Source organism: Bradyrhizobium sp. HKCCYLRH1030 (assembly GCF_051168395.1).
Classification (GTDB): domain Bacteria; phylum Pseudomonadota; class Alphaproteobacteria; order Rhizobiales; family Xanthobacteraceae; genus Bradyrhizobium.
The window spans coordinates 371,241-395,757 of record NZ_JBNPUY010000004.1 but is presented as its reverse complement, the minus strand read 5'-3'; the positions used below and the strand labels follow the sequence as shown (position 1 = coordinate 395,757).

The window sequence follows — 24,517 nt, the reverse complement described above, 5'->3', positions numbered from 1 at the left end:
GATATCAGCTCCTCTTTTAGGAGATGAAACGGAGCTGCATCCCGCCACCGATACTGCTTCCCTCTCCGCGTTCTTCACGGCAGAGGGAACGCGGTGTCGCTGGCGGCTGCAGCGTCGTTTCAGCACTGCAAGGGCTTCACCAGCTCACCAGAGCCGCTCGAGCCCTGCGTCTCGGCCGCCGCCTCTGCCGACTCCCCAAGCGGCCGCGAGCCCGCCCACTCACGCCTTCGTCGCCACTCTCTCCCCTTGACACCCTCTCCCGTTTCAGATGATGTTACGTTATAACATTGCATAAAGAGGCCGCATGCCCGCCCGCCGGCACCGACCCTTTCCCCTGAAGAGGCTGTTCGATCTCGATGCGCAAACTCCCCGTCACGGTCTTGTCCGGCTTCCTCGGGGCTGGGAAGACCACTTTGGTCAGCCACATCCTGAACAACCGCCAGGCTCGGAAGCTGGCGCCGCGCCAACGAGGCGGCCTGATCAGCATTCATCCGAACAACGGCTCGGGTGCAACGACCAGCGAGACACACGCGCGACAGTCGCCCCTGCTTCGCGTGTGAGAGGGAAGGCGGTATAGCCGCTCCCTGCCCGGCGGAGCCGTCGCGAGACGGCTCCGCCATTTCCTTGATGGCTACGACTTCGATTCGGCAGGATCGCGGTGCACCGGGTCGATCCACAGCACCGTCTCGGGCTTCTCGACCGGCTCGATGTCGATGTTGATCGCGACCGCCTCGCCGTCGCTGCGCACCAGCACGCATTCGAGCACTTCGTCCGGGCTCGCATTGATCTCCTGGTGCGGCACATAGGGCGGCACGAAGATGAAATCGCCGGGACCGGCCTCCGCGGTGAACTGCAGCCGATCGCCCCAGCGCATCCGCGCCTTGCCTTTCACGACGTAGATCAAGCTCTCGAGATGACCGTGATGATGCGCCCCGGTCTTGGCGTCAGGCCTGATCGTGACCGTGCCCGCCCACAATTTCTGCGCTCCGACGCGCGCGAAGTTGATCGCCGCCTTGCGGTCCATGCCCGGCGTCGACGGCACGTTGGAATCGAGCTGATTGCCCGGAATGACGCGGACGCCGTCGTGCTTCCAGCGCTCGTCGCCGTGATCGTGGGCATGGCCGTGCGCGTGATCGTGAGAGCCTGACATGATTTCTTCTCGGGATTTCGTCGGTTCGAGGGAACCAACCGTTCTTAGCCGAAATGCCGCAGCGAAGCTATTCGCAGTTCCGCGCGAACCTTTCTGCATTGCATGCGTTGGGTCGGTGGAGTTCACACGAACAACGGAGGACGAAATCATGGGTGCCACCACCGACAAGATCAAGGGCGTCGCCAACGAGACCATCGGCAAGGCCAAGCAGGGCATCGGCGAAGCCACCGGCTCCGAGCGCCTGCAGGGCGAGGGTGCCGTGCAGGAGATCAAGGGCAAGGGCCAGCAGGCGCTGGGCGATGCCAAGCAGGCGACCAAGGACGCGGTGAACACTGCCGCCGGCGCCGCCAACAAGAACCTCTGAGCAGGATCGGCGCGACCGCTGAGGTAGCGCGATGAAGCTCAATAGAAACTAAAAGGATCGGCTCCTCGTGGGCCGATCCTTTCGTTTTATATCACGTCCGAGAAATAGCTCATGCTTACGTCCGTCATCGCAAGCGAAGCGACGCGATCCAGAGTCCCGACCGGACACTGGATTGCTTCGTCGCCTGCGGCTCCTCGCAATGACGGCGGTGAGAGCCTTTGCATCAACTCAGCTCGTGATGAGAGCGGGCGAAGGCAGCGTCTCTACTTCACACCGAGCAGTTCGACGTCGAACATCAGCGTCGCGTTCGGCGGGATCACGCCGCCGGCACCGCGGGCGCCGTAGCCGAGCTCGGGCGGAATGATCAGGGTACGCTTGCCGCCGACCTTCATGGTGGCGACGCCCTCGTCCCAGCCGGCGATCACGCGCTTCATGCCGATCGGGAATTCGAACGGCTCGTTGCGATCCACCGACGAGTCGAATTTCTTGCCCTTCTGGCCGTTCTCATAGAGCCAGCCCGTATAATGCATCACGCAGGTCTGACCGCGCGTCGGCGTGGCGCCGGTGCCTTCCTTGGTGTCGATGATCTGCAGTCCGGAGGGAGTGGTCATGGTCTTTCCTGTGGGTTTGGCGGAACTGGTCTGTGCCGAGACCGCGCGGGAGCCCAGCAAGACACCGGCCGCGGCCGATGCCGCCGCCATCATCGCAACTCTTCTGTTCATCGGACGCCGCATGCTCCAGACCGCCTCTGCTCGTTCACGGGAGCCGCGGTTTAGCTCATGCGGGAGCGGCTGACCAGCCCGGCATCGATTTCCGAAAAAAATAATCCTCTTGCCAATAATCGGAAATCATGATTATCTCCGCGCATCCCGCCTCATTGCGGAGGGGCGTTGCGCGCGATCGTCACGACACGCGAGGCGGGGAGCGATGGCCGCGATCAAGCCGCAGCGCATTTTCGGATGCGCGGACGAACGGCAGCTCGCGGACGTGAAGTCGCAGCGTCCTGATACCCCGATGCTGGTATCACGCGCAGTGCGCGCAAGCGCATTGTCGCAATGGTGGCCAACAAGCCCGGCGCACCAGGGAGACTGCGTATAAGCGTGAAGACCGTCGCGCAGGGAATGCCGGTTGAATCGGCTTTGCCTGTGGTACCTGCCGCCTGCATTTTTTTCGCAGGCGGGCCATGGGTGAGGCCTTCACCCGGCATTCCCTGCGCCCTCTGCCTTTCGAGAGGGACGAACTGATCGCAGACCTCGGGCGTCCGTGCCGCGAGAACGAGACCATGTGTCGATCGTTGTTTGAGCCGTGTATCCGCCCCCGTCCACCGCCGTCGTCCCGGACAAGCCGTGACGCGCGCCGCGTGTCGCGGCGCCGATCCGGACCCATACGCCGCGGCGGACGTGACGTGCGAAGAACTAACGGCTGGCCTGCCTCAAACCACTGCCTGGGGTCATGGGTCCCGGCGCAAGGCCGGGACGACAGTGGTGTGTGTGGATGCAGCTTGCGTAGCCACCATCGTCATTGCGAGGAGCGAAGCGACGAAGCAATCCAGAGTGACAACCACGGCTCTGGATCGCGTCGCTGCGCTCGCGATGACGAATGGCGCCGCCTCAATACCCCAGCGCGCAGCCGTCCTTGCGCGGGTCGGAGCCGCCGGTGAGCGTGCCCTTGTCCCAGTCGATCCAGATCGCCTGACCGCCGCCGAGCGGCGACACCACCTTGGTGGTCTTGTGGCCGATCTTCTGCAAGCCCTCGACCACCTCGGCCGGCACGCCGTCCTCGAGCTGATAGACGCCCTCGTAATGCAGACCCCTGGCCATATCGATCGCTTCCTGCACGTCGCAGCCGTAGTCGAGGATGTTGGTCAGAACGTGGGTCTGGCCGACCGGCTGATACTGGCCGCCCATGACGCCGAACGACATCTGGGCGCGGCCCGCCTTGGTGGCGAGCGCCGGAATGATCGTGTGCAGCGGACGCTTGCCCGGGCCGATGCAGTTCGGATGGCCCGGCTGGATGCGGAAGCCGCCGGCGCGGTTCTGCAGAAGCACGCCGGTCTCGTTGGAGACGATCGCCGAGCCGAACGAATGCGCGATCGAGTTGATGAAGGAGCAGACGTTGCGGTCGCGGTCGACGACCGTGATGTAGACGGTCTCCGGATTCATCGGCGGCGCGACGTTCGGCAGGTCGAGCAGCTTGTCGAGGCTGATCTGCGAGATGTACTCGTCGGCGAACTCCTTGGCGAGGATGCTCGCGACCTCGGTCGTCATGTGCGCGGGATCGCCGATGTGCTGCTCGCGCATCATGTAGGCGATACGGGCGGCCTCGGCCTCGAGGTGGAAGCGCTCGACGCTGAGCGGATCGATGCGCGTGAGGTCGAAGCGCGAGAGGATGTTGAGCATCACCAGCATGGTGATGCCCGGACCGTTGGGCGGGCACTGCCAGACGTCGTAATCCTTGTAGGTGGTGCCGATCGGCGAGGTCACCTCGGTCTGGTGGTTGGCGAAATCCTCCAAGGTGTGCAGGCCGCCGATGCCGCGCAGGGTCTGCACCATGTCCTCGGCGACGGCACCGGTGTAGAAGCCCTTCGCCCCCTCCTTGGCGATGACGCGCAGGGTCTGCGCCAGCTCCGGCTGGCGGATCACGTCACCGACCGCTGCCGCCTTGCCATGCGGCAGAAAGTAGCGCGCGGTGTTGGTGCCGTTCTTGAGCTTCTCGAACTGGTTGTTCCAGTCGAACGCGACACGCGGCGCCACCACATAGCCGTCCTCCGCGGCGCGGATCGCGGGCTGCAGCAGCCGGTCGAGCCCGAGCCGGCCGTGGTCGCGCAGGATGCGGTCCCAGGCATCGATCGCGCCGGGGACGGACACCGCATGGGCCGAGGTCAGGGGGACCGAATGGATCTTGCGCTCGAGGTACCAGTCCACGGTCGCGGCGGCGGGCGCCCGACCCGAGCCGTTATAGGCCATGATCCGGCTTTCGCCCCTGGGCTGTACCAAGGCGAAGCAGTCGCCGCCGATGCCGGTCGATTGCGGCTCGATCACGCCGAGCAGGGCGCAGGCTGCCACCGCGGCGTCGGCCGCGGTGCCCCCGGCCCGCAGCACCTCGATCCCGGCCAGCGCCGCCTGCGGGTGCGATGTCGCGATCATTCCGTTCTGGGCGTGGACCGTCGACCTGCCTGGGAAGTGGAAGCTTCTCATCGTTGCTCGCTGCGTGATCGTGTGGTGGTTGGAATACCAGTGCTGGCCGGCTACATCGCACATTCCTTCCAGGCTCGGCAATGCCCGGGGATACCAGCTTTTCTATGGTCAGCTCTGCTGGTAAACGGCCGCATGCCCCTCGCCGTCGCCGCCTTCTATCAGTTCGTCACCCTGCCGGATTTTCGCGACCTGCGCGCGCCGCTCCACGCCTTTTGCGCCGAGCGCGGCATCAGGGGCAGCGTCCTGCTGGCCGAGGAGGGCATCAACGGCACCGTGGCGGGGACCGAGCCGGCAATTGCCGCCCTGGTAGGCGCGTTTCGCGACGGAACGCTGTTCGCCGGCCGGCTGGACAATCTGGAGCTGAAATACTCGCGCGCCACGGCCATGCCGTTCCGGCGCCTCAAGGTGCGGCTGAAGCGGGAGATCGTGACGCTCGGCGATCCCGCCGCCGATCCGACCCGGCAGGTCGGGACCTATGTCAATCCCGCCGATTGGAACGCGCTGATCGCCGCGCCGGATACCGTCGTGCTCGACACCCGGAATGCGTTCGAGGTGGCGATGGGGACGTTCGAAGGCGCGGTCGATCCAGGCCTGCAGAGCTTCGGGCAGTTCAAGGATTTTGCAGAACGCGCACTCGATCCTGCCAAGCACAAGCGGATCGCGATGTTCTGCACCGGCGGCATCCGCTGCGAGAAGGCGAGCGCGCTGCTGCTGGCGCGCGGCTTTTCCGAGGTCTACCACCTCAAGGGGGGCATCCTGAAGTATCTCGAGGAGATCCCGGAATCCGAGAGCCGCTGGCGCGGCGGCTGTTTCGTGTTCGACGACCGGGTGGCGCTCGGTCACGGGCTGCGGGAGCACAGCAAGGCCACCATCAAGGCCGTTCCGGAGGGCGCACGCGATGAGCAGTTCTGAGCCATCCAACGCGGAGCTCGGCGAGCGGATCGACACGCTGGAGATGCGCCTCACCTTCCAGGACGACACGATCGAGACGCTGAACCAGACCATCACTGCGCAGTGGCGCGAGATCGACGCGCTGAAGCGGCGGATCGCCCTGCTGGTCGAGCGGCCTGAGGACGCGCAAGGCAACGCCGAGGGGCCGCGCAATGAGCCTCCGCCGCACTACTGAGCGGGCGGCGATCTCAGGCCGGGACGGTCGCCGGCGCCTTGCCGGCGGGCAGATCGATCACCTCGCCGGCCATGATCAGACGGTCGCGGCCGGCGTCCTTGGCGGCATAGAGCGCGCGGTCGGCCGCCTCGATCAGCGAGGCCGGGCCGGCGGAGCGCTCGAAGCCCGGCCGGCACACCGCGCCGCCGATGCTGGCGGTGACGATGCCCACCGGGTTGTGATCGTGGACGATGCGGGCCTCGTGCAGTGCCCGCCTGATCCGCTCGCCGAGCCTGGCGCAGCCCCCGGCATCGGTGTTCGGCAGCAGGACGGCGAACTCCTCGCCGCCGTAGCGGGCCGCCAGATCCGAGCTGCGCTGCGCCTCGTCGGCCAGAATGCCGGCCACGGTGTGCAGGCATTCGTCGCCGGCCGGGTGGCCATAGGCGTCGTTGAAGGCCTTGAAGTGGTCGATGTCGATCATCAGCAGCGCCAGCGAAGTCTTGTCGCGGTAGGCCCTGCCCCACTCCTCCAGCAGCCGCTCGTCGAACCGGCGGCGGTTGGCGAGCCCGGTGAGGCCGTCCTCGATGGCCAGCGTCTCGAGCCGGCCCTGCAGCGTCTTCTGCTGCGTCACGTCGCGGGTGACGGCGACGAAGCCGTCGAGCGCGCCATCCGGCTGACGGGTGGCGCGGATCGTGGTCTCGACCCAGATCTCAGATTTGTCGCGGCGACGCATGCGATAGGTGGCGCGCGCCTCGTCGACGGCGCCCCTCCTGAGCTGATCGAGGATCTCCTGCAGTTGCGGGCGATCGAGCGGATGCACACCGGACAGCGCGCGCTTGCCCAGGAGCTGCGACGGGTGCCAGCCCAGCACGCGCATGGTCGACGGCGAAACGTAGCCGATGCAGTCGTCCAGCTCGATCCGCGTCACGATGTCGCTGGAGCCTTCGGCGAGCAACCTGAAGTTCTCCTCCTTTGCCGCCAGCGCCGCGGCGAGCTGCTGCCGCTGCAGCAACTGCTTCGCGAGGAAGATGCCGATCGCGATGACCAGCGCAACCAGACAGACCAGCACCGTCAGCCGGACCAGCGCGTCACGCGTCCATTCCGCCAGGACCTCCGCCTCGGTGCGCGTCACGAGAATGAGGAACGGATAGCGCTGCGCGTGCTGATAGAACCCGATGCGTTCGGACGGTTCGCCGAGCCGCCGGAAATGCAACGGCCCCGACGCCGGATGATAGGGTATCGCTTCAGGTATGGGGCGCCCAAGCGTCTGCGGGTCCGGTTCCGCATTGTCGGCGAGGACGGCTCCGTCACGGCTCATCAGGCTGATCGTGCCCTGACGACCGACGGCAAACTGACGGTAGAACTGAGCAAAATAGGCAACGTCGATGGTTGCCAGCACGACGCCGCCGAACCGGCCATCCGCGTGATTCCAGCGCCGCGACAGGGTGATGACCCATTGACCGCCGGCCCTGCTCTGCACCGGACGACCGATCAGCAGCGAGCGATCGGCCGAAATCCTGTGGTGTGCGAAGTAGTCGCGATCGGCATTGTTGTAGTTGGTGAGCGTGACGTCCTCGGTGGTGGCAAGCCAGTCGCCGTTTTCGCCATAGGCGAAGATGCCCCGGATGCGGCCGAGATTGGCCTTCCTCGTCTTCAGAATCGTCTGCAGTCGGGCGATCGCACCGGGCTTGCCGTCATCGGTCTCGAGCGCGGCGACGACGCCGCGCAACAGCGAATCCGCAAGCTCGAAGGTATCCTCGACGTGCTGGGTGAGCGAGTGAGCGAGGTTGCCGAGATCGGTTTCGGCATTGCGCACCTCCGCCTGTCGGGAAGTCCATTCGCCCCAGACGCTGTAAGCGAGAATCGTGACCGACACGAGCGCGAGCACGCCAGCCGCCCACATCGGCAGGCGGCTTCGATCAACTCTGGTCGCACCAATGTCCATTCCGCGGGACTCTCCGGACGCCGCGAGAGTCCCATGGACATCTTATTTAACTCTGAAATGCGATTGGTCCGAAGGCGTCCGCACCGACCCGTAAGACTACGGCCGCTCCCGTACTACTACGGACAAACAACGGCGGCGCCACGCTCGAGGCGGGCATTCAGCCTGTTAGTTCAGCGAACGAACACCGATCGCACCTTTTCCCAAAGCGATGGCGAATGGTCCAGGTCAATGTCATCGCCCTTCACGCGGGTCGTCGAGGGCTGCTGTAGGCTCACCGGATCCGATGCCGGAAACGTGTCCATCAGTCCCTTGTCGAGCTGCGTTGCAGTCGCACGGTCGAGACGCGCAGCTTCGCGCGGATCGACCGCGTGCTTGTCGTGCGGCGCGGGATTGAATTTCTCAGCCATGATGAATCTCCCTGTGGAACGACAACGCAGGGGCGGCGGACGTGTTCCCCTCGATGTGACGTCCCGCAACTGTGGGGACGATCGCATCTCCGGCGATTCCCGAGCCGATATGACCTTGGCTGGAACCGCGTGGGCATGTATCACGGACGGTAAACTGTTCCCGAAGGTTGCGGAGCCCGAGCGTGAGTGAGACTGCCGTGAACAAGCCTTTCATCGACGTGCTGGCCGGTCGGCGCCAGAGCGTGCCTCCGGTCTGGATGATGCGGCAGGCCGGCCGCTATTTGCCGGAGTACCGCGAGGTCCGCGCCAAGGCCGGCGGCTTTCTCGACCTCTGCTTCAATCCTGAGCTCGCAGCCGAAGTCACGCTGCAGCCGATCCGGCGCTTCGGCTTCGATGCGGCAATCATCTTTTCCGACATTCTGGTGATCCCGCATGCGCTCGGCCGCAGCGTCCGCTTCGAGGTCGGCGAGGGCCCGCGGCTCGACCCGCTCGATACGCCGGAGAAGATCGCGACGCTGTCGGCGAAGGCAGATTTGTCGAAGCTGCAAGCGGTGTTCGAGGCGCTGCGCCGGGTGCGGGCCGAGCTGCCACCGAGCACTGCCCTGATCGGCTTTTGCGGCGCCCCGTGGACGGTCGCGACCTACATGGTCGCGGGCCAAGGCACGCCCGACCAGGCACCGGCGCGGCTGCTGGCCTATCGCCATCCCGAGGCGTTCGGCGCGATCATCGACGCGCTGGTCGACAGCTCGATCGGCTATCTCTTGAAGCAGCTGGAGGCCGGAGCCGACGCGCTGCAGATCTTCGACACCTGGGCCGGGGTGCTGTCGCCGCGCGAGTTCGCGCGCTGGTCCGTCGCGCCGACGCGACGCATCGTCGAGGGCGTGCGCAAGGCGCGGCCGGATGCGAAGATCATCGGCTTTCCGCGCGGCGCCGGTGCATTGCTGCCGGGCTACGTCGCCGAGACCGGAATCGATGCCGTCAGCATCGACTGGACGGCGGAGCCGGGCCTCGTGCGCGAGCGGGTGCAGAGCAAGGTCGCGGTGCAGGGCAATCTCGATCCGCTGGCGCTGCTCACTGGGGGCGCGGCGCTCGACCAGGCGGTCGATGACGTGCTGGCGAGCTATTCCGGTGGACGGCACATCTTCAACCTCGGCCACGGCATCCTGCCGGAGACGCCGATCGCCCATGTGGAGCAGATGCTGGCGCGGGTGCGCGCCTACAAGGGATGACTTGCTAGCGCGGCCGGCTGCGCTCGATCAGCTCGGCCGCGCCGTTGGCGAGCAGCTCGAGCCCGACCGCCCGGCCGAGCTCGCGCGGACGATCCGCCGGCGCCGAGCGCTGTGCTTCAATGAAGCGGCCGCCGTCCTCGTCGAGCACCGAGGCGGTCAGCGTCAGCTGTTCGCCGTCGATGGTCGAAAATCCTGCGATCGGCGAGTTGCAGTGGCCGTTGAGCACCCACAGCACCTCGCGCTCGGCGTCGGCGCAGGTCCGCGCCGCTGCATCGTCGATCGTCGCCAGGATGCGCCGCGTCTCCCAATCGGAGGCAGGGCACTCGACGGCGACGATGCCCTGCCCGACCGCCGGCAGCATGTCGGCGACCGGGAAGTCGTACGAGGCGCGATCAGAAAGACCGACCCGCTCCAGCCCGGAGCGCGCCATGATCAGCGCATCGGCCGGTCCCACGGCGCCGCCATCCGGCAGCCGCTGCAGCTCGCCATTGTCGAGCTTGCGGATGCGGGTGTCGGCCGCGCCGCGGAAATGGATCAGCTCGGCGTGCGGAAACAGCCGCCGCGCATAGGCGGCCCGGCGCACGGCATTGGTGCCGATCTTGAAGCCCCGGCCGCCATCGTTGCGGAATTGGTCCAGCGACAGCCCGCGCCGCAGCACCAGCACGTCGCCCGGCGGATCGCGCGACAGCAGCGCGGCAACCACCAGACCGGGCGTCTCCTCATTGCCCGGCATGTCCTTCAGCGAGTGCATCGCTGCATGCAGCCGGCCGTCCAGCATGGCACGGCGGATCTCGGCCACGAACGCGCCACCCTTGCCGCCGTGGGTGAGCAGCTTGCTGGTCTGGTCGGAATCGCCCGTCGTCTCGAACTTGACGATCTCGATGTCGAGCGACGGAATCGCCGCCTGCAGCCGACGGGCGATCTCCTCCGTCTGCGCCAAGGCCATCGTGCTCTTGCGGGTGCCGATCCGGAAACGTGTCACGAACTCATTCCTGCGTCAGCGCGCGTCCTGCAAGATCATGTCGGAGGCCTTCTCCGCGATCATGATGACCGGCGCGTTGGTGTTGCCCGAAACCAGATCCGGCATGATCGAGGCATCGACCACGCGCAGGCCGTCGACGCCGCGCACCCGCAGGCGTTGATCGACCACGGCGGCAGCATCGGTCCCCATCCGGCAGGTCGAGGTCGGATGGTAGATCGTGCTGCCGGTCTGCCGGCAGTAGGCCAGGATGTCGTCATCGCTCACGATCTTGGACCCGGGATAGGCTTCATCCGAGACATACGGCTTCAGCGCCGGTGCCGCCAGGATTTTCCGCAGGATCCGGAGGCCCTCGATGTTGGCCCGCCGGTCGGTTTCACTGGCGAGATAATTGATGCGGATTTCCGGCGGCACCGTCGGATCCGCGCTCCTGATCCGCAGCGAACCGCGGCTTTCGGGCCTGAGCTGGCAGACCGAGGCGGTGAAGCCGGAGAAGGTGTGCAGCTTTTCGCCCATCTTGTCGGTCGAGAACGGGATGAAGTGGATCTGGATGTCAGGGCTCGCAAGCCGCGGATCGGTCTTGAAGAACGCGCCGGCCGTACCCGCCGCGATCGTCAGCGGACCGTTGCGGAAGGCCGCATAGCGTGCGCCGGCCAGCACCTTGCGCACGGGGTTGTTGACGATGTCGTTGAGCGTGATGCGCTGGCTGCAGCGCATCACGATGCGGACCTGCAGATGGTCCTGCAGGTCACTCCCGACACCGGGCGCATCGAGAACCACGTCGAGGCCGTGCTGCTTCAGCAGCTCGGCCGGACCGACCCCGGACAACTGCAGCAGTTGCGGCGAGTTATAGGCACCGCTCGACACCAGGATCTCTTTGCGAGCGCGGGCCGTCCGCATTCGGCCGCGCTGGCTGAACGTGACGCCGCGGGCCCGGCGCCCCTCGAACAAAATCCGCTGGGCCAGCGCGTCGGTCTCGACGTGGAGGTTGCTGCGGCCGAGCGCCGGCCGCAGGTAGGAGGCCGCGCTGCTGGCGCGGCGGCCGCGACGGGTCGTCGTCTGGAAGAACCCCGCCCCCTCCTGGCTCGCACCATTGAAGTCGCCATTGAAGGGCAACCCGGCCTCGACCGCCGCTTTCACGAAGGCTTCAGACAAGGGGTCCTCGTGCCGCCAGTCGGACACCGGCAGCGGGCCGTCGACGCCGTGGTAGTCATTGGCGCCGCGGGACTGATTTTCCGCCCGCTTGAAATAGGGCAGCACGTCGTCATAGCCCCAGCCGACATTGCCGCGCTGGCGCCAGCGGTCGTAATCCTCGTGCTGGCCGCGCACGTAGAGCAGGCCGTTGATCGAGCTGGAGCCACCGAGCACCTTGCCGCGCGGCTGGAACACGGAGCGGCCGTCGAGTCCGGGCTCCGGCTCGGTCTGGTACATCCAGTTGACGGTCTTTTCCTTGAATAGCTTGCCGTAGCCGAGCGGGACGTGGATCCAGATGTTGGTGTCCTTTGGACCCGCCTCGAGCAGCAGCACCGTGTGCTTGCCGTCGCTGCTGAGCCTGTTGGCGAGAACGCAGCCGGCCGAGCCGGCACCGACCACGACGTAGTCGAACTCGATGTCCGCCTCACGCAACACCACGCTGCCTTCCATCGCTTCCCCACCGGCCTTGTTGTTCTTTCATCCTCGATGATACCAAAAAGCAAGGACATGCAAGCGGCAAATCAGCAGGTCTGGTCGGCCATCTCAGTCATTGCGGCCTCAGCAGGCGCGCGGCGTGCCGCGCGATCATCATTTCCTCATTGGTGTGGACCACGCGCACGCGCACCCGCGATCGATCCGAAGATATCAAGGAATGGTTCGCACGATTGCGGTCCTCGTCCAGCGCGATCCCGAGCCATTCGAAGCCTTGGCAGACGCGCTGGCGAATGTGCCATGCGTGCTCGCCGATACCGCCGCAGAACACGACCGCGTCGATGCCCGAGAGGACCGCGGTCATGGCGCCGAGTTCGCGCCTGATGCGGTCGACGAAGTAGTCGATCGCCTGCCGCGCCTCCGGCGTGCCGGCGGCCTCCAATTCGCGCATGTCCTGCGATAATCCCGACAATCCCTTCAGGCCCGAATGATTGTAGAGGAGATCGGTGACCGCCTCAGCCGTCATGCGCTTCTCCTGAAGCAGATAGAGAACGACGCCAGGGTCGAGCTGACCGCAGCGCGTGCCCATCGGCAGGCCGTCGAGTGCCGTGAAGCCCATCGACGAACCGATGCTCTGCCCATCCCGGATCGCACACATCGAGGCGCCGTTGCCGAGATGCATCACGACCACCCGGCCCTTCTCGTCGAGCGGAGCGATCTCCTTCAATCGCGAAACGACGTATTCATAGGATAGGCCGTGAAAGCCGTAGCGGCGGATGCCTTGGTCGTAGAACTCACGCGGCAAGGCATAGGTATCATTGACCCAGGGGTGCGAACGATGGAACGCCGTGTCGAAACATGCGACCTGCACGGCGCCAGGAAAGGCGCGATGGGCGGCGCGGATACCGGAGAGATTGTGAGGCTGGTGCAACGGCGCGAGCGGAATGAGCTTCTGCAGGTCATTCAGAACATCGTCATTGACGACGATCGGCTGCTTGAAAGCGAGCCCGCCATGGACGACGCGATGACCGACGGCGTCGACTTCGGTGCGCCCGATGGCGCGCTGCAGTACCTCGAGCACGACGCCGAGAGCCGCCTCGTGATCGGTGGCGCTCGCTGCATTGAGGCGTTCATCGGCCAGCGGAGCGCCCCTCAGCTTCGCTTCGAGATGCGGCGCGGCACTGCCAAGCCCTTCGATCTGGCCATACACGGTCTCCACAAGGTCGGCATCTTCCTCGAACAAGGCGAACTTGATCGAGGATGAGCCGGAGTTGAGGATCAGGATGTGTTGCATCGGTGATGCCGCCTCGTGACGAAGGATGAACTGATAAACTGCAGAAAATGCGAATTATTTCCATGACGATCCGAAGACGAACAAAACGCTAGGTTGTATTCTGGCGCCGAGATGACCGTCGGACCCGCGGGAGGGCCACTGCGTGAATATGCCTCGACATCTCCTGCCGACCACCGTGGTCGGAAGCTACCCGCAGCCGGATTGGCTGGTTGATCGCGCAATGCTCTCGAAGTCCGTTCCCCGCATTCGCATGCAGGGCATGTGGCGCATTCCCCGGCCGCTGCTCGACGACGCTCAGGACGATGCGACCATCGTCGCGATCCACGACATGGAACAGGCGGGGATCGACATCGTATCGGATGGCGAGATCCGGCGCGAAAGCTACTCCAACCGGTTCGCGACCGCGCTCGACGGCGTCGATGCCGACAATCCCGCCATCATCATCTCGCCGTCCGGGATCAAGACGCCAGTGCCGCGCGTCGCCGGTCCGATCACGCGGACGCACCCGGTCGAGCTGCGCGACATGGAGTTCCTCCGCCATAACACCAAGCGTGCCGCCAAGATCACGCTGCCCGGGCCGTTCACATTGAGCCAGCAGGCCCAGGACGATTTCTACGGCGACGACGAGGCACTCGCCATGGCTTTCGCCGAGGTCGTCAATGCCGAGGCCCGCGACCTGCAACGCGCCGGCGCCGACGTCATCCAGCTCGACGAGCCCTGGGTCCGCAACAATCCGCAGGCGGCGCGGCGCTATGCCGTCAAGGCGATCAACCGGGCTCTGGATCATATTACGGTGCCCACCATCGTTCACGTCTGCTTCGGTTATGCCGCCATCGTGCCGGGCTCCAGCAAGCCGAGCGGATATGCGTTCCTGGCCGAGCTTGCCGATTGCCACGCCGCGCAGATCGCTATCGAGGCGGCGCAGCCGCGGCTCGACCTCGGCGTTCTCAGGGATCTCTCGACCAAGACCATCGTGCTAGGCGTCCTCGATCTCGGCAATCCCGAAGTCGATCCGGTCGCGGTCGTCGCCGAGCGCATCCGCAACGGCCTCAAAGTGGTGGCACCGGAGCGGCTGGTCGTGGCGCCGGACTGTGGCATGAAATATCTGCCGCGTGCGACCGCTTTCGGGAAATTGAAGGCGATGTGCGCGGCGGCGGCGCGGGTGCGCGAGGAGCTCGCCTGAAAGCCCAATGTGGCAGATGCGGCGCATGTCAGGCGCGACCGCTCCACGATGGCGCCACCCTGCAAACCCATTTCCGGAATAAGGCAGGCGGTGAGCGCCGGGGGTCGGCTGGCCCGATTTCGTCGCGAGGGAGGCTCCGATGGCCGTCTGCATCACGTCGAGGAACGTCGCCGCCGCGATCGGCATGCTTGCTGGCGCAGCGGCGAGCGGGACCGCGATGGCCGACCCGCTCGACGACATCATGGGCGGCCTGATGCGCGACGCGCGCAGTTCGTTTGCGCGGATGGTGCCGATCGGGCTCGTACCGACCATGCCATCGCTCCAGCCGCCTCCCATCCAGCAGCCAACGGCACTGCCACCATCCTCTCGGCCCGCGCTCCCGCCCCAGGCTCAGGCCGTCAAGCCGCAGGCGGTAGCGAAACCATTGCGCCCCCGGCCGCCGCTCAGTCCCGCCGCGGCGACGTTGGCGGCTGCCGATGCTGCCGAGACGGTCGCCGACGCCAATCTCGATGCCGCGCTGGCGGCCAACGAGAAGGCCATTTCCGACCGCGACGCGGCGGAGGCGCTGGCGAAGGCCAATCCCACCGCAGCCAACATCGCGGCGGCCAAGGCCGCGGCCGAGGCGGCGTACACCGCCGAAGCGAACCTCACCGACGCGCTGTTGGCCGACAAGGAGACCGATGCACGTCTGAAGGCCGCACGCGCCGCCGTCGCAGCGCAGCAGAGCGGCCGGAAGTCCTCAGGCAAGCCGCCGTCGGCGATGTCGGTCAACCTGCTCGCCGACAAGTAGCCGGCGGCGCACTCACAGCGCGTCGGCCCGTTCCAGCGTGTCGATCGTGACCACGCCGTGGGCGCGGGAAACGCAGGCGCAGAGCTTGCGGCTGTCGTGCTTCTGCTCGGCGCTGAAGAACACGTCGCGATGATCGATCTCGCCCTCGACTTCGACCACGTCGACCGCGCAGACGCCGCACTCGCCGCGCCGGCAATCCGCCATGACCTCGTGGCCGGCGGCATTCAGCACGTCGAGCATCGAGCGGTCGCGCGGCACAACGATCTCCTCGCCGCTGTCGCGCAGCCGGACCTTGAACGGCTCGGTCGACAGCCGGCCGCTCGATCCGAACGTTTCATAGCTGAGATCGGCCGGCACGCGGCCGCACGCCGCCCACGCGCTGCGCGCGGCATCCAGCATCCGCATCGGTCCGCAGAACAGCACGGCTGCTCCGGACGGCAGACTCGAAAAAAGATCGGACAGGTCAAGCCGCTGCGACTGGTCCGCGGCATACACCGTGAGACGGTCGCCGAGCAGCGCCGCGAGCTCATCGACATAGGCCGCATCACCGCGCGATCGCACCGCATAGTGCAGCGAGACGTTCGGCGTCTTGCGCAGCAGCGCGTGCGCTGCTCCGACCAGCGGCGTGATGCCGATGCCGCCGGCGACCAGACAATAATGCGGACGCTGCCAATCGACCTGCAGCAGCGAGGTCGGGCTCGCCACATCCAGCCGGGCGCCGGGCTGCAGCGACCACAGATAGCGCGACCCGCCGCGGGAATCCTCGGCGAAGCGCACGGCGATCCGGTAGCCACGCGGGTCCGCCTCGCCGACCAGCGAATAGGAGCGGACATCGGGCTGGCCGGCGGCGAGGACGCCGACCTTGATGTGGCTGCCGACCGGATAGGGCGCGCAGACGTAGCCGTCGGGCCGCAGGATGAATTCGCGGATGCCCGGCGCAAGGTCGCGTGTCGAGACCAGGGTCGCAGGCGACCAATTGTCCTGGAAACGCATGATCGCCTCCTCAGCCGTTGATCTGCGTCTTGATCAGCACCGCCGCGGGCACCAGGTCCATCGGACCACGCGCCTTCACGGCGAGCCGCAGGTTGCGGGCCGCCAGCCGGGCATGCTCGCGCATGATGCTCTCGGCGCGGGCGCCCTCGCGGTTCTCGATCGCATCGATGACGATGCGGTGATGCTCCTGCGCGACCACCAGGATGTGACGCGCCTCCGGCAGCGCCGATTGCGCCATCACGAAGCCGCTCGGCGAGGCGAACGGCAGCGCGCTGGCGCGGTCGACCTGGCGGATCACCGGCGGGCTGCGCGACAGTTCGGCCAGCAGGGCATGAAAGCGCGCGTTCAGCGCCACATAAGCCGAGAACGCGTCGAACGAGAGCTCGGCCGGCGCGATCAGCTCGTCGATCTGGGCGAGGCACTCGCGCATCGGCTCGGTGTCGCGCACGGACACGCCGCGCTCGGCGGCGAGCCGCGCCGCCAGTCCTTCCATCGTGCCGCGCACCTCGATGGAGTCGAGCACGTCGCGCTCGGAGAACGATTTCACCATGAAGCCGCCGGACGGAATGGCCTCCAGCAGCCCCTCCTCCTCGAGCCGCACCAGCGCCATGCGCACCGGTGTGCGCGACACGCCGGCGGCCTCCACCGCCTGCAGCTCGGAGATGCGCTCGCCGGGGCGCAAGCCGCCGGTGAGGATCAGGTCGCGCAAGGTGAGCTGCGCACGTACGGTCTGCGAGATCGAACGCTCGCTGTCACGCTCGGCCATTCCATTCTACTCCGCGGCTTCACGCAGCGGCGTTTCGCGCGCGATCATCCGATCGATGATCCGCCGTGCCCACATTGCGCCTGCATCGATGTTGAGGTTGTAGAACACGCGTCCCGGATTCTCGTCCATCGCGCGCTGCTGCGCTTCCAGGATCAGCTCGTCTTCGCGGAAGATGCCCGACACGCCCTCGCGGATCTCCGTCGTCAGCCGCTGCTCGGAGAGCTGGTAGTTGCGGGCGAACGCCCAGAAATAATGGCAGGTCTTGTCGGTCTCTGGCGTGATGGTGTTGAGCACCATGCCGTTGACGCCCTGCGAGCGGTCGCCCTCCGGCGCGCCCGTGCCGGCCGGTGCGACGCCGACGTCGATCGTCACCGTGCACGGCGCTTCGAAGCGGATGATCTGCCAGCGGTCCACCAGACCGGGCTTGCCGAGCTGCTTCGCCCAGAACGGCGGCGGCTCGATACCGCGCATCCAGCGCGTCACGGTTGCGGTGCGCTCGCCATGGGTGACGTCGAACGGCGCTTCCGCCACCGCGTCGTTGCCGATCGACGAGCCGTGCACGAAGGTCTCGTGCGTGAGGTCCATCAGATTGTCGACCACCAGCCGGTAGTCGCATTTGACGTGGATGGTCTTGCCATCGCCGGCCCAGGCCGGATCGTGATTCCAGTGCATGTCGGGAATGGCAGCCGGATCGGCCAGCGCCGGATCGCCCATCCACAGCCAGATGAACCGATGCCGCTCGACCGCCGGATAGGCCCGTACGCAGGCCGAGGGGTTGATGGTCTCCTGCGACGGCATGAAGGTGCAGCGGCCCTGCGGGCTGAATTTCAAGCCGTGATAGCCGCAAACGACGGTGTCGCCTTCCAGCCGGCCCTTGGACAGCGGCACCAGCCGGTGCCAGCAGGCATCTTCGAGCGCGGCGATGGTGCCGTCGGCCTTGCGGAACATCACGACGTGCTTGCCGCAGATCGTCCGCGGCAGCAGGGCCTGCTTGACCTCGGCGTCCCAGGCCGCGGCGTACCAGGCATTCATCGGAAAAGAAGCGGCCATGGCGTGTCCTCGTGGCGGTATACTTCTAGCTGGTCATTGTATACAGCAAACGAGGGAGGAGGCGCAAGTTCCGCCTTCTCCCGGCGGAAAACTGCCAATCCTGTATACAATAGCCGCACGACGGTTCCGCTCCAAGGAACAAGGCTGACAGACAATCCCTTCTGATTCAAGCACTTGCGCTGATTCCGCTAGGCACTCCGAAAAGACTCACCCGCTCGGTAACGGCCCCAGAGATTCCCCGGATCAGCCCCCTCGGCGAGAGCTGTTCCGTTCGGAGCGCGGCACCGGCGAGGCAGGGGCCGATGATCACAGCCCCTCGCCCCGCAGCCACGCGGCGCCGCGCGCATAGAGCGCTTCGACCTCCGGCCCCTTCAGCCCGGGCATGTCGCGCTTCACCGTGTAGCCGATGCGCGTCTGCAGATAGGCGAGATGCCGATACCCCACGGGAAATTGCTCCAGCAGCGCGCGATCCAGCGCCGGCACCGCGCCCGGCGTCACCGGGTCCATGCGATCCTTCTCGTAGATCGGCTGGCGCAGCACGATGCCCCATTTGCCCGCGCGCTTCTCGAGGAAGTCGTAGAAGCGGCCGGTGCAGAGCACGTCGCACACGACGCCTTCGACCTCGGCCCGCTGTGAGATCGTCATCTTGGTCTGGGAGATCGCGCGATGGCCGGCGAGATCGACCGAGATGCCGCCGAGAAAGTGCAGGATGTTGACACCCTTGGCCCAGGCCGCCTTGCTGATCTCGATGAACTCGTCACCGGTGCCCTGCGTCCACGTCGCCATCATCCGCCCATCCGGATGCCACACCGTGCGGAAACGCTCCCAATCACCGGCATCGCGCCAGATCGCCCAGTTCTGCAACAGTTCGCGGATCTGACGGTCGTCCTCGATCTCGGTGGCGGTCTTGGTCATGTGCATTTCCTCCGTGTTGCGCGGCTGCTGAATACATGGATCGGAGCAGCGCTGCAAAACTCACATTGCTGGTGATGAAGTCCAAAACGCGCCAAGCATTCGATGTCGTCCCGGGCAAGTCCGACAACGCGGAGCGTTGGCGGACGCCGACCCGGGATCCATACGCCGCGGCGGATGTGGCTGGGCGAGAATGGTCGACCATCGTGCCTCGCACATCTCCCTGGGGTTATGGATCCCGGATCGGCGCGCGCGTTGCGCGCTTGTCCGGGACGACAGTTGAGTAGATGTCGACACCTTCGACCTCATCACGGAGGCGAACTGATAAGCATCTTTCATCCCGCAGCACGTCGTGCCCGGGTGATGCAGCATTCGTGTCCCTCTGAACAACGAGAGGGCGCGAGGAAGGCCGGACCTCGGCTGAGGCCCGTGGCCCGCCTGCTCAAAAGAATGCAGGCGGCAGGTACCACAGGTACAGCCGGACAGACCCGGCCTTCCCCGCGCGATCGGTTTTAACGGTGTCCTTCGTGCTCTCCCTGGGGATCGGCTCTCTTGCCCCCATCGCCCGCGCGTGCCGTCAAGCAACGACCGCGAGCTTGACCTCAGCGCCGAGAGGCCAGGACCACACGACTTCGCCGTACGTAACGCCTGCGCTCGTCGGCACAGCCGTCACGTCCATCGCAGCCCGCCTCCACGTTCGTGACGACGCGTACGTCCCTCTGCTCGAGGCGGGATACCGGATATAAGCATGATTTCTGAAAAACAGCAACCACTATTTTTGCCGCCGATCTCGTCCGGTGATGGCCTCGTGCCGTCGATGCGACAAAAAAGGTCCGGCCGGGCATGACGGAGCGTAAGCCACTGACCGCGAGCTGCGAGTCCTGGGTCGAGGTGCAGATCCGCATCTGCCCAGGACCATGGCGCATTCGACAATCTGCCGGCGCCGGCAAGCCGTTGGCGGATCTCGATCAGGCACATGACCCGCTTCTGGTGGGTGAAGCAGCTCGTCAGGCGCGAGCAGATCTCGATACTGCCGCCGTCGCTCGAACTGCTGCGCAACGTCGAGAAGGTATTGGCGACCATCGAGACGCTGCCGGACGAAGCGGCGGTCCGTCGCTGTGATAGACCAGCAGCACGGCGTTGTCATGGTCAGCGGCTGTGGCGCGACGATCGTCAGCTTCGCTTTGCCGTTCGCTCCGGCCACAAAATCATTCGTCGTTCCGGCTCGCCCTTCGCGTTGGCGACAACGGCGGTCTTCGCATCCTGTTCGATCAAGGCCGGCCGGACCCCCGCGACGTGGGAAATGTTCTGCGGACCGACAGCGGCCGGCGCCGCGGCGTCGGCGACGAAGGCATGGGGATCGAGCGGCTTCGGCTGCTTCGTCTCCGCCGAGAAGAACGCCGCGTGCGTGACGAACGAAAGATGGGTCGCATCGGCGGCCCGGCTGGCGCCGGACGGCGCGAGCGCCGCCAGCATCAGCGCCGCACTTGTCCACCCGGCTAGGGGGTTCGATCGTTGCATGGTCTCATTCTCCTCGCGTCCGTGAACATCGACGCGCGATGCGCGTCGCGACAGGGCTATCTGCGCCCGAGCCCGCGGACTGTTCGCTCCAGGCACGACGAAGGTTACCGGTCCGCGTCGGTCGACGAACGGCGAGCTCAGTCGTGCGCGAAGACGCGCGGCGCGACCCAGCCGAACATGCGACGGCCGAACAGGCCGCCCGCACCGATCAGCAGGACAGCCGTTCCGACGTTCCACATCAGGATCATCACCGAGGCGTCGATCGTATGAAACAGAGCGAGCGCCGTCGACGTGATCGCAGATACGGCGACGCCGCCGGTCAAGGCGACGATGGTCGGCCGCAGCCGCGCCGCGTAGCGCAGCATCACCAGCAGGGCCAGCGACAACGGCAGGCTCGTCACGGCGAGCGTCGTGAAGCAGCGGGCCGCCTCGCCGGGGCTCATGCCGTCTGGACCGACCGCAACCCAGTCGGTGAGGCACTGATAGCCGATGTTGGACAGCCATAGCGCCAGCGCCGGCAGCGGCAGCAGCATCCACCACCGCGAGCGGTCGGGAAGGCTGACCAGGAATGCCGCAATCGCGGCCAGCACGCCGGTCAGGATCGAGCCGACGAGGCTGGTCACGAATGGCGCATCGTGCAGACGCTGCACCAGATCTGGACGGATCCCCTGGTTGACGGCGAGCAGCGCCACCACGGCACCGGCCCCGATCAGCCAAGTGCAGGCGCGCAACAGCGGGGGCCGCAGCCGCTTCACGGGCCGCATGTCAGTCGCAAGAGAGTTGATCAGATCGTCGGTCTTGATCATGGCTCGTTCCGCGGAATGAGCAGCTTCTGAAGGCTCTTCAGAGCGCGGTGCATGTTCACCTTCAATGAGGTCGTGGACATTCCGGTTGCCGCCGAGGCCTCCTTGAGCGACAGCTCCCTGAGCTTCAACAGGCGCACGGCCTGCTGCTGCGCTGGCGGGAGATTGTCGATCGCCAGCTCCAATTCGCGGCGGTCGGGCGCCGCCTCCACGCCGGTCTCGGGCTCGGCTGCGATCTCGTGCTCGGGAGACAGCACAGTCTCGCGCCGCCATTGGCGCGACTGCCGCCGTACTCGGTCGATCAGGCGACGGTTCGTGATGGTCACCAGCCACGGCGCGAACGGGCGCGTCGGATCATAGGTGTGGCGGATCGAGTGGATGGTCAACAGCACGTCCTGCACCGCGTCCTCGATGTCGCTGCGCTGCCTGCAGTGCCGCGCCGCGAGAGAGCGAAGGTAGGGCGTGATCTCCTGCAGCAGCCGCTGATAGGCGACACGATCGCCCTCCTGGGCATGCGCCATCAGAATCGCCCAATCGAGCGCGCGGCGTCCCGGCTTGACGTCCGCCCCGCTCTGCGCGTCCACCGCGACGAGCCTCAGCCGCGGCGCAGGAGCGCTCTGGTCACTGCCCATCGGCGCTCTCCAGTTTTCGACCGAGCGGCACGACGAGTTGATCGACGCTGAAGGGCCCGTGCCCGAGCGCGATGATCGCAACCGCCATCGCAGCCCAGGGCAGATGAAAATTGGCCCAGCCATCCGGGACGACGAGCTGGATGAAGGCGGTCATGACCAACAGCCCGAGCGCGCTGACCCTGGTCGCCAGCCCGACCACCAGGAGCACCGGCAGCACGATCTCGGCCACGCCATCAAGATGAGCAAAGGCTGCGGGCCAGGGAAAGTCATAGGTCTGTCCGAACAGGTGCAGCTTGAATTCGTCCTCGAACAGATACACCGCGGACGGCGACAGCGACAGCAAGCCATCCCATTTGGTGAGTCCGGATTTGAAGAACGGCACCGCGAGCGCGATGCGCAGCATCGGCGGCGCCACGATGAGAGCCAGTCGCGCGAGCCGATCGATCGCATCCGACATGGCCAAGGTGAGCGCCCGGCGGCCCGCGATCGTGCTCATGACGCCTCCCCCATCGTCGCGCGGTCGAAGCCGATCACCGCTCCGCCATGGATCAGATCGTGGAGGGTGCCGGCGAGGTCGAAGCCAACGTCCTCGCGCAGCGCATCTTCGACTGCCCTCAGCATCGACCGCCCGGCCGACAAGGCCTGAACGAACGCGAAACTGCCCGACGGGATCGCGCGAACCACGACGTCGGCCTCGGGACGGACGATCAGAACCGCCTCGCCGCCCGCGTCGAGATCGACCGGGCCAGGAATTCCCTCCGCGACATTCATCTGCCAGACCGTGAGCACGGGAAACGCCGAGCAGACCAGCCGCAGGGATGGATGCAGGCGCAGGCGGAGAGCCGGCAGATCGGCCGGCGCTAGGGCGGCGAAAGCCGCAGGCGTGACCGGCTGGGCTTCCGCCGCATGATAGGCCTCGGCCCAGGCGCGCTCGATCGCCGCGACATCGGCCAGATAAGGCAGTGCCGATGCCGGTGCGAAGCCGCGAATGAACGCTGCGAAGCCGCTGCCATAGTCGAGCAGAATCGGCGAGCACGGCAGTTCGGACAGCAGATGGCGGCGCGCCATGGCCTGGAAGAACTCCTCCCCGACGATGCGATGAACCGCCGGATAGGCGTCCTTCAGCGTCGCCGTCAAGCCGGCCACGACATTGTTGCGATAGACGCCGAACCGGCGCCCGCTCGGCGTCCCATCCGGTCCAACCAGGCCGGGAGGCACCGGCTGCGCCGGATCGAGCAGTGCGCGGGCAAAGCCGCCAAGACGTTCAGCAAGCGGCGGCGTCACAGGCCACCTCCATCGTCGGCGAGAGCATGATGGCCTCGGCCCGGCGCGCCTCCGCCGCGAGCACCGGCCATGGCGGCACCTCGGCGTCCCACTCGATCAATGTCGGCACCGGGCCGGTGGCGCGGATCGCATGCGCACACAGCGACCAGACGACGTCGTCGACCGGCCGGTCGTGGGTGTCGATCAGCAGCGGCCTGCCGTGCTCATCGGCTTCGCGGGCGTGGCCGGCGAGATGGATCTCGACCACCTGCGCGAGCGGAAAGGCGGCAAGATAGCCATGCGGATCCCACTGCTGATTGGTCGCGGCGACATGGACGTTGCTGACGTCGAGCAGGAGACCGCAGCCGGTGCGACGCGCGATCTCGGCGATGAAGTCGGGCTCGGACCAGTTGCTCTCGGCGAACGCGACATAGGTCGATGGATTCTCCAGCAGCATCCGCCGGCCGAGCACGCTCTGCACCTCGTCGATGTGATCGCAGACGCGGATCAGGGTCTCGCCCGTATAGGGAACGGGAAGCAGATCGTTGAGGAAACCGGTATCGTGCGTCGACCACGCCAGGTGCTCCGAGAACAGCCCCGGCTCGTAGCGGTCGACCAGATGCTTGAGACGGCCGAGATGGGCCTGGTCGAGCGGGCGGTCGGCACCGATCGACAATCCGACTCCATGCAGCGACAGCGGATAGCGCTCGCGAATAGCCGTGAGATAGCGGTGCGGTGGCCCGCCCGCGCCCATGTAGTTCTCGGCGTGAACCTCGAAGAAGCCGATATCGGGCCACGTTTCGACGATGCCGCGATAGTGCTCGGCCTTGAGGCCGACGCCGCCCCGCGCGGGGATCCGTCCGGCCGTCGAGAATTGTGCGCGTGCCACCCGAAGACTCCGATCGAGAGAAATGGCGGGCTGCAAGCAGCCCGCCGGCAATGTCTCAGGCCTTCGGCGTCAGGCTACCCGGCCCCTTGGGGGTCTGCATCGTCGTGCAGGTGCCCTTCGGCTCGAGCTTGAACGCATTGCCCTGATAGTCGGTCATGCTGGTGCCCGCGCAGGTCGTGCCGGCGCCGGCGAAGCAGTCGTTCTGGCCCTTCAGCGCGACGCCGAAGCACTTCTCCATCTTGCCGTCCTTCATGGCCTTCATGGTCTCGGCCTGCTTGGCCTTCATCATCTTTTCCATGTCGCCCTTGGCCATCGTCTCCGCCGAGGCGGATGTGACGGCGAGCGCGCCGGCAGCGACCGCAAATGCACCGACGATCATTGCGGACAGCGTGCGATTGGACATGCGTGTTCCTCCATTC

26 protein-coding genes and 1 pseudogene are annotated in these 24,517 nt (G+C 66.3%); 7 read left to right on the top strand and 20 right to left on the bottom strand.

Annotated elements, in window-relative coordinates; genetic code table 11:
* Positions 1–356: 356 nt before the first annotated feature.
* A pseudogene (locus ACQR1E_RS14950) lies at positions 357–458 on the top strand (GTP-binding protein); the annotation flags it as partial.
* 173 nt (positions 459–631) lie between these two features.
* Here ACQR1E_RS14950 and ACQR1E_RS14945 read toward each other — a convergent pair.
* Positions 632–1,150 carry a cupin domain-containing protein gene (locus tag ACQR1E_RS14945; RefSeq protein WP_434897224.1) on the bottom strand — a complete coding sequence of 173 codons (519 nt, stop codon included), beginning with the start codon at positions 1,148–1,150 and terminating at the stop codon, positions 632–634.
* Between the two features lie 148 nt (positions 1,151–1,298).
* Between ACQR1E_RS14945 and ACQR1E_RS14940 the strand changes: the two genes are divergently transcribed.
* Entirely contained in the window at positions 1,299–1,514 is a 216-nt protein-coding gene (locus tag ACQR1E_RS14940) for a CsbD family protein (RefSeq protein WP_315750360.1), read from the top strand.
* Positions 1,515–1,777: 263 nt separating this feature from the next.
* On the opposite strand, the gene ACQR1E_RS14935 is transcribed toward ACQR1E_RS14940, so the two are convergent.
* Together ACQR1E_RS14935 and ggt are read right to left on the bottom strand one after the other, a co-directional pair.
* On the bottom strand, positions 1,778–2,215 hold the full coding sequence (locus tag ACQR1E_RS14935; RefSeq protein ID WP_315738722.1) for an FKBP-type peptidyl-prolyl cis-trans isomerase: 438 nt from the start codon (positions 2,213–2,215) through the stop codon (positions 1,778–1,780).
* A gap of 909 nt (positions 2,216–3,124) precedes the next feature.
* A complete protein-coding gene (gene ggt / locus ACQR1E_RS14930; RefSeq protein WP_315718254.1) occupies positions 3,125–4,711 on the bottom strand; it encodes a gamma-glutamyltransferase in 1,587 nt (528 codons plus the stop codon).
* Positions 4,712–4,843: 132 nt separating this feature from the next.
* On the opposite strand from ggt, the gene ACQR1E_RS14925 reads away from it, so the two are divergent.
* Entirely contained in the window at positions 4,844–5,623 is a 780-nt protein-coding gene (locus tag ACQR1E_RS14925) for a rhodanese-related sulfurtransferase (protein WP_434897223.1), read from the top strand.
* A complete protein-coding gene (locus tag ACQR1E_RS14920; protein WP_434897222.1) occupies positions 5,610–5,837 on the top strand; it encodes a SlyX family protein in 228 nt (75 codons plus the stop codon). Before ACQR1E_RS14925 ends, ACQR1E_RS14920 begins: the two co-directional genes overlap by 14 nt.
* Before the next feature lie 13 nt (positions 5,838–5,850).
* Here the strand turns inward: ACQR1E_RS14920 and ACQR1E_RS14915 are convergent, their stop codons facing one another.
* Positions 5,851–7,761 (bottom strand): diguanylate cyclase, encoded by a 1,911-nt coding sequence (locus ACQR1E_RS14915; protein WP_315718251.1) that lies wholly within the window; start codon positions 7,759–7,761, stop codon positions 5,851–5,853.
* Between the two features lie 170 nt (positions 7,762–7,931).
* Positions 7,932–8,168, bottom strand: coding sequence for a hypothetical protein (locus tag ACQR1E_RS14910; RefSeq protein WP_316187212.1), 237 nt, complete (start codon positions 8,166–8,168; stop codon positions 7,932–7,934).
* A gap of 197 nt (positions 8,169–8,365) precedes the next feature.
* Here ACQR1E_RS14910 and hemE point away from each other — a divergent pair, with 197 nt between their 5' ends.
* The gene (gene hemE / locus ACQR1E_RS14905; RefSeq protein ID WP_409998625.1) at positions 8,366–9,397 is read left to right on the top strand and encodes a uroporphyrinogen decarboxylase; all 1,032 of its coding nucleotides are present in this window, start codon (positions 8,366–8,368) and stop codon (positions 9,395–9,397) included.
* 4 nt (positions 9,398–9,401) lie between these two features.
* On the opposite strand, the gene hemC is transcribed toward hemE, so the two are convergent.
* The 3 genes from hemC to ACQR1E_RS14890 all read right to left on the bottom strand — a co-directional run bounded on the left by hemC (position 9,402) and on the right by ACQR1E_RS14890 (position 13,296).
* Positions 9,402–10,379, bottom strand: a complete 978-nt coding sequence (gene hemC, locus ACQR1E_RS14900; protein ID WP_315750355.1) for a hydroxymethylbilane synthase — start codon at positions 10,377–10,379, stop codon at positions 9,402–9,404.
* 15 nt (positions 10,380–10,394) lie between these two features.
* Positions 10,395–12,020: a GMC family oxidoreductase gene (locus tag ACQR1E_RS14895; protein WP_434897221.1), complete on the bottom strand. Its 1,626-nt coding sequence runs from the start codon at positions 12,018–12,020 to the stop codon at positions 10,395–10,397.
* Positions 12,021–12,117: 97 nt separating this feature from the next.
* A complete protein-coding gene (locus ACQR1E_RS14890) occupies positions 12,118–13,296 on the bottom strand; it encodes an acetate/propionate family kinase (protein ID WP_315750353.1) in 1,179 nt (392 codons plus the stop codon).
* Positions 13,297–13,444: 148 nt separating this feature from the next.
* Here ACQR1E_RS14890 and ACQR1E_RS14885 point away from each other — a divergent pair, with 148 nt between their 5' ends.
* On the top strand, positions 13,445–14,479 hold the full coding sequence (locus ACQR1E_RS14885) for a cobalamin-independent methionine synthase II family protein (protein ID WP_316167729.1): 1,035 nt from the start codon (positions 13,445–13,447) through the stop codon (positions 14,477–14,479).
* Between the two features lie 139 nt (positions 14,480–14,618).
* Positions 14,619–15,269 carry a hypothetical protein gene (locus tag ACQR1E_RS14880; RefSeq protein WP_434897220.1) on the top strand — a complete coding sequence of 217 codons (651 nt, stop codon included), beginning with the start codon at positions 14,619–14,621 and terminating at the stop codon, positions 15,267–15,269.
* A 12-nt stretch (positions 15,270–15,281) separates the two neighbouring features.
* Here ACQR1E_RS14880 and ACQR1E_RS14875 read toward each other — a convergent pair whose 3' ends face one another.
* The 12 genes from ACQR1E_RS14875 to ACQR1E_RS14820 all read right to left on the bottom strand — a co-directional run bounded on the left by ACQR1E_RS14875 (position 15,282) and on the right by ACQR1E_RS14820 (position 24,501).
* Complete coding sequence (locus ACQR1E_RS14875; RefSeq protein ID WP_315718243.1) at positions 15,282–16,262, bottom strand: PDR/VanB family oxidoreductase; 981 nt, start codon at positions 16,260–16,262, stop codon at positions 15,282–15,284.
* 10 nt (positions 16,263–16,272) lie between these two features.
* Positions 16,273–17,028, bottom strand: coding sequence for a GntR family transcriptional regulator (locus ACQR1E_RS14870; protein ID WP_315718241.1), 756 nt, complete (start codon positions 17,026–17,028; stop codon positions 16,273–16,275).
* A 6-nt stretch (positions 17,029–17,034) separates the two neighbouring features.
* Positions 17,035–18,078 carry an aromatic ring-hydroxylating dioxygenase subunit alpha gene (locus ACQR1E_RS14865; protein WP_315718240.1) on the bottom strand — a complete coding sequence of 348 codons (1,044 nt, stop codon included), beginning with the start codon at positions 18,076–18,078 and terminating at the stop codon, positions 17,035–17,037.
* Between the two features lie 306 nt (positions 18,079–18,384).
* Positions 18,385–18,993: a nuclear transport factor 2 family protein gene (locus tag ACQR1E_RS14860; RefSeq protein ID WP_315750349.1), complete on the bottom strand. Its 609-nt coding sequence runs from the start codon at positions 18,991–18,993 to the stop codon at positions 18,385–18,387.
* A gap of 666 nt (positions 18,994–19,659) precedes the next feature.
* Positions 19,660–20,073, bottom strand: coding sequence for a hypothetical protein (locus ACQR1E_RS14855; RefSeq protein ID WP_316167711.1), 414 nt, complete (start codon positions 20,071–20,073; stop codon positions 19,660–19,662).
* 90 nt (positions 20,074–20,163) lie between these two features.
* A complete protein-coding gene (locus ACQR1E_RS14850; RefSeq protein WP_434840617.1) occupies positions 20,164–20,511 on the bottom strand; it encodes a hypothetical protein in 348 nt (115 codons plus the stop codon).
* A gap of 137 nt (positions 20,512–20,648) precedes the next feature.
* A complete protein-coding gene (locus ACQR1E_RS14845) occupies positions 20,649–21,317 on the bottom strand; it encodes a DUF1109 domain-containing protein (RefSeq protein ID WP_315718237.1) in 669 nt (222 codons plus the stop codon).
* Complete coding sequence (locus ACQR1E_RS14840; protein ID WP_316167707.1) at positions 21,314–21,946, bottom strand: sigma-70 family RNA polymerase sigma factor; 633 nt, start codon at positions 21,944–21,946, stop codon at positions 21,314–21,316. Before ACQR1E_RS14840 ends, ACQR1E_RS14845 begins: the two co-directional genes overlap by 4 nt.
* Entirely contained in the window at positions 21,936–22,442 is a 507-nt protein-coding gene (locus ACQR1E_RS14835) for a DoxX family protein (RefSeq protein ID WP_409977990.1), read from the bottom strand. Before ACQR1E_RS14835 ends, ACQR1E_RS14840 begins: the two co-directional genes overlap by 11 nt.
* Entirely contained in the window at positions 22,439–23,230 is a 792-nt protein-coding gene (locus ACQR1E_RS14830; protein ID WP_316187215.1) for an HvfC/BufC N-terminal domain-containing protein, read from the bottom strand. The genes ACQR1E_RS14835 and ACQR1E_RS14830 overlap by 4 nt, the downstream gene beginning before the upstream one ends.
* A complete protein-coding gene (gene bufB / locus ACQR1E_RS14825) occupies positions 23,211–24,098 on the bottom strand; it encodes an MNIO family bufferin maturase (protein WP_316171586.1) in 888 nt (295 codons plus the stop codon). The genes ACQR1E_RS14830 and bufB overlap by 20 nt, the downstream gene beginning before the upstream one ends.
* A gap of 55 nt (positions 24,099–24,153) precedes the next feature.
* Complete coding sequence (locus ACQR1E_RS14820; RefSeq protein WP_315718233.1) at positions 24,154–24,501, bottom strand: BufA1 family periplasmic bufferin-type metallophore; 348 nt, start codon at positions 24,499–24,501, stop codon at positions 24,154–24,156.
* Positions 24,502–24,517: the final 16 nt, after the last annotated feature.